Genomic DNA, 4,646 nt, shown 5'->3' with positions numbered 1-4,646 from the left:
TCCTGTGAGGCAAAGAACGCCTCTTCGTCAGGAGCTCCAATGCCCTCCTGTTCTGAGCAAGTCACCTCCGCTTTTAATTAATATCCAGCTCCGGTGACTAGACCAGTCGGTTGTTTCACTCCTTCATTTGAGGCAAAAAGCGCCTCGTAATCAGGAGTTCCAACACCCTCCTGTTCTGAACGAGCCACTTCCGCTTTTATTTGTTAAACGGCTTTTTGTTTTTCTTCTACATCCTGCCCATCCCAGCACTCTGTATTCTTTAAGCCAGGGATAGAGTTTGCAACGAAGACAGGATCTTTTCCTTGTTTCTTTTGCTTCAAATAGTCTACTAATGCAGCGTAAGCAAATTTGCTAAGGAATGAGATGGCAATTAAGTTTGTGAATACCATTAGTCCCATGAATAAATCAGCTAAACTCCAAACTGTTTTAAGAGCAGCGATTGATCCGAAGAATACCATTCCGACAACTGCAACGCGATAAATCATTAGCCATGTTTTGCTTTCTTTAATGAATGCGATATTTGTTTCACCATAATAGTAGTTTCCTAGAAGTGAACTGAAAGCGAATAGGAAAATAATAATCGCTAAGAAAGTGCTTGCCCACGGTCCAATTTGTGAACTTAATGCGTTTTGTGTTAATTCGATACCTTCTAAATTTGATCCTTTGTAAAGCCCAGAACATAATACGATAAATGCTGTTGATGTACATACTAAGAATGTATCTACGAAAACGCCTAACGCTTGAACAAGCCCTTGTTTTACAGGGTGAGATACATCAGATGTTGCGGCTGCATTAGGAGAGCTACCCATTCCTGCTTCCGTAGCGAATAAACCGCGCTGAATTCCGAACTTGATTGCTGCTCCAATACCACCAGCGATAGCTTGGTCTAAACCGAATGCACCGTTAAAGATTTCCATGAAAATGCTTGGTAACATACTGAAGTTGTTAATAACGACAAAAATAGCCACGCCGATATAAACGATTGCCATTGGCGGAACAATCATTTCTGTAATACGTGAAATGCTCTTAATGCCACCAAAAATAATAACTGCAACTAATAAAGCTAATAGAGCTCCTACGATTGTTCGCTCTAGTCCAAAAGCATTTTCAAACGCTATTGTTACTGTATTTGCTTGCACTGAATTGAAAATTAATCCGTACGCAACTGTAATAAGAAGTGAAAACCAGACGCCCATCCAGCGTTTGTTTAACCCTTTTTCCATGTAATATGCTGGTCCACCACGGAACCTACTTCCATCTTTTACTTTATAAATTTGCGCAAGTGTACATTCTACAAAACTAGTAGCTGCTCCGATAATGGCGATAAACCACATCCAAAATATTGCGCCAGGTCCACCCATTGAAATTGCTAATGCTACACCGGCTAAGTTCCCGATACCGATACGTGCTGCTGCACTTAAGCAAAATGCTTGGAATGGGGAGATGCTATCTTTCTTTTTTTCTTTTCGATTAAACCCTTTACTAATTAAGCTGACCATCTCACTGAAATGAGTAATTTGGACAAATTTTAATTTAAAAGAGAAGTAAAGACCGAAGCCGATTAGCATTGCAATAAGAATATATGACCATAAAATATTATTCGTTACCTCAAGGAATCTGCTAAAGATATCAACCATATAATACACTTCCTTTTTTTCGTAATAAGAAAATTATATGCAAAAAATATACGAGAATCAATTTTTCTAAAAAATTATGTTACTTAAGTCATTTTTGTGTTATGATTATGTTACATCGTAATATTTTTAGAATTATTTACATTTTAAAAAACTAAATGTAAAGCGAGAAGGTGGGGATAATTTGAAAGAAGATTCTTTATGGAAAGTAAGCCTTGAGAGTTTGAAAATGAGAAGTAATATATTTTTTATCATTACATCTTTAAGTATCTTTTTAGGGTCCACTTATTATTACAATAAAAGATTTCCAAATCACAAATATCCTGAGTGGTTAGAATTTCTAAAGCTGATTGGATGAATAAAAGACAGAAAAACAGAAAATTAAAATAAATAAGTTATGGAGGAGCTAAAAATGAATATTAGAGAAAGTGAACTTCCGGGTATTGGTTATAAGTTTCAAATCGTTACAAAAGGTAATGAAAAGATGGTAATTGTCATTCATGATGATGGTCGTAGAGAAATGTATCATTTTGATTCAGACCATGAAGAAAGCATCTCAAGTATTTCACTACGTGACTCAGAGGCAAGACAAATCGCGGCAATATTAGGTGGAATGGTATATAAGCCTAGGGCGTTAGAAAATGTTGAGATGGTTTTTGAAGGTTTAGCGATTGAGTGGTTCAAAGTGGAGAATACAGCTCCAGCAATCGGAAAAACAATTGGCGATCTTGAAATAAGAAAAACATATAGCGTAACCATAATCGCAGTTATGAAGAAGAACATGAAGAAGCTATTTAATCCAGGACCAGAAACAGTAATTGAAGAAGGAGATATGCTTGTAGTTTCAGGTGAGAGAGAAGAAATTAAAAAAATCATTAATAAATTACTTTCAAATAGGGGGGACTGATTAGATGGATACGTTAATTTTTGAAGTTGGTACAGCTTTAGTTTTAGTGGCAATTGCAGCAGTAATTGCTGGAAAATTTAAATTCTCAGTAATTCCTTTTCTAATCGTTCTTGGAATGTTAGTAGGACCGCATGCACCGACAATAGGTGTTATCGATCTCAAATTTATTGAAAGTGCAAGTGTAATTTCCTTCCTTGGACGGATTGGGGTTCTATTCCTTCTATTCTATCTAGGATTAGAATTTTCAATGAAAAAACTAATTAAATCTGGACGCTCTATTGCGATTGGCGGAACGATTTATATTTTAATTAACTTTTCACTTGGTTTGTTATACGGATTTATAATGGGATTCCCATTACTAGAAATCTTAATTATTGCGGGTATTATTACGATTTCTTCTAGCGCTATCGTTGCTAAAGTGTTAGTGGACTTAAGAAGAACTGGTAATAATGAAACCGAATTAATTTTAGGAATTATTATGTTTGAAGATATATTCCTTGCTGTATATTTATCAGTTGTTTCTGGTTTAGTACTTGGAGATCACGCTTCCTTCTTAGGTGCCCTTACTTCAATTGGAATTGCTTTAGGATATATGCTTCTATTCTTTATAGTAGCTAGAAAGGCTACGCCGTTATTAAATAAATTGCTCAATATTAGCTCAGATGAAATCTTTATTATTGTAGTATTTGCTTCTTTATTCTTCATTGCTGGTTTTTCAGAAACAATTCACGTTGCAGAAGCAATTGGAGCACTTCTTCTAGGATTAGTTTTCTCTGAGACAGAGCATAGTGACCGAATTGAACATCTTGTTGTTCCATTTAGAGACTTTTTCGGAGCTATTTTCTTCTTCAGCTTCGGGTTAAGTATTGATCCGTTCTCATTAGGCGGAGCGATATGGTTAACGTTAGGTGCTGTCCTTCTTACGATAATCGGTAACTTTGTAGCAGGAATGATCGCAGGAAGACAAGCTGGATTATCTCATAAAGCATCAACAAATATCGGATTAACAATCGTTTCAAGAGGAGAGTTCTCCATCATTATGGCTAATATCGGTATCGCCGGTGGCTTAATGTCAGTACTGAAACCATTCTCAGCACTATACGTGCTTATACTATCCATTTTAGGCCCACTTCTGACAAAAGAGTCGAAGAATGTATATAAATTCTTAAATAAAATCTTTAAGTGGGATACGAAGACTAACTAAATTGAAAAAAATAAAAGTACAAGATATTTCCTGCTTGTACTTTTATTTTTGTAATGAAAACAGTAAAGAGAGGTAAATGATGTTAGGAGAGTTGATTCATTCGGTTTTAGTTTTTTTAGAAGGACTTGGTTATTGGGGAATTATGCTTGGATTAATGCTAGAGGTTATTCCAAGTGAAATCGTATTGTCTTATGCAGGTTATTTAGTATCAACAGGAAGCATTACATTTTGGGGCGCTGTCGCGTTCGGTACAATTGGTGGTGTAATTGCACAACTATTCATTTATTGGATTGGTCGATATGGAGGAAGACCTGTTCTTGAGCGATATGGAAAATATATTTTAATTCAGAAGAAACATATTGATTATGCTGAAGATTGGTTTAATCGTTATGGAACTGGCGTTATCTTTACCGCACGTTTTATTCCGGTTGTGCGTCATGCTATTTCGATACCAGCGGGTATTGCGAAAATGTCACATGCTAAGTTTATTACGCTAACTACATTAGCTGTTATTCCGTGGTCAATTGTGTTTGTATATTTAGGTTTTAAATTAGGAACAGAGTGGGAAAGTATTAATAAAGTTGCGGGGCCATATGTGAAATACTTTGCACTTGCTGCTATTGTTTGTGCACTTGGTTATTTTGTATTAAAAAAAATGATGAAAAAAAAGTGATTACAGAAAAGGAATCTATGTCGACGTAGATTCCTTTTTTATTGGCATTTTTTCAAGGATGAAAGAATACGTTTAATATTTACTATATTGTGGCATACATATAGAAAAAGGGTGCTTGGAAAGACCTGCGGTAGTATGTCAACTGAAAAATAATATCTTTTGAAGTTATCAAAGGACAAATTGCTTAAAAAAGACATCACGAAACTAGACCAGTATTTTATGTAAAAT

At 35.5% G+C, this 4,646-nt stretch carries 4 protein-coding genes; 3 read left to right on the top strand and 1 reads right to left on the bottom strand.

The window, feature by feature from the left end; translation table 11 throughout:
• Positions 1 to 203: 203 nt before the first annotated feature.
• The gene (locus tag MR168_RS32235) at positions 204 to 1,637 is read right to left on the bottom strand and encodes an alanine/glycine:cation symporter family protein (RefSeq protein ID WP_000227591.1); all 1,434 of its coding nucleotides are present in this window, start codon (positions 1,635 to 1,637) and stop codon (positions 204 to 206) included.
• A gap of 409 nt (positions 1,638 to 2,046) precedes the next feature.
• Between MR168_RS32235 and MR168_RS32230 the strand changes: the two genes are divergently transcribed.
• From MR168_RS32230 to uptA, 3 genes are all read left to right on the top strand, one after another.
• The gene (locus MR168_RS32230; protein WP_016123723.1) at positions 2,047 to 2,541 is read left to right on the top strand and encodes a cation:proton antiporter regulatory subunit; all 495 of its coding nucleotides are present in this window, start codon (positions 2,047 to 2,049) and stop codon (positions 2,539 to 2,541) included.
• Between the two features lie 4 nt (positions 2,542 to 2,545).
• A complete protein-coding gene (locus MR168_RS32225) occupies positions 2,546 to 3,745 on the top strand; it encodes a cation:proton antiporter (protein WP_000380223.1) in 1,200 nt (399 codons plus the stop codon).
• Between the two features lie 79 nt (positions 3,746 to 3,824).
• Complete coding sequence (gene uptA / locus MR168_RS32220; protein WP_000900219.1) at positions 3,825 to 4,418, top strand: undecaprenyl phosphate transporter UptA; 594 nt, start codon at positions 3,825 to 3,827, stop codon at positions 4,416 to 4,418.
• Positions 4,419 to 4,646 lie beyond the last annotated feature (228 nt).

It is taken from the genome of Bacillus cereus group sp. BfR-BA-01356, from assembly GCF_022663635.1.
GTDB lineage: Bacteria > Bacillota > Bacilli > Bacillales > Bacillaceae_G > Bacillus_A > Bacillus_A cereus.
Note: the sequence above shows the minus strand (reverse complement) of the source record. Positions and strands in the feature narration are given on the sequence as shown.

What these genes read in the sequence shown, in the direction of transcription:
- MR168_RS32235 (WP_000227591.1), bottom strand. Translation starts at nt 1,637, where the DNA reads ATGGTTGATATCTTTAGCAGATTCCTTGAGGTAACGAATAATATTTTA.
- MR168_RS32230 (WP_016123723.1), top strand. Translation starts at nt 2,047, where the DNA reads ATGAATATTAGAGAAAGTGAACTTCCGGGTATTGGTTATAAGTTTCAA.
- MR168_RS32225 (WP_000380223.1), top strand. Translation starts at nt 2,546, where the DNA reads ATGGATACGTTAATTTTTGAAGTTGGTACAGCTTTAGTTTTAGTGGCA.
- uptA (WP_000900219.1), top strand. Translation starts at nt 3,825, where the DNA reads ATGTTAGGAGAGTTGATTCATTCGGTTTTAGTTTTTTTAGAAGGACTT.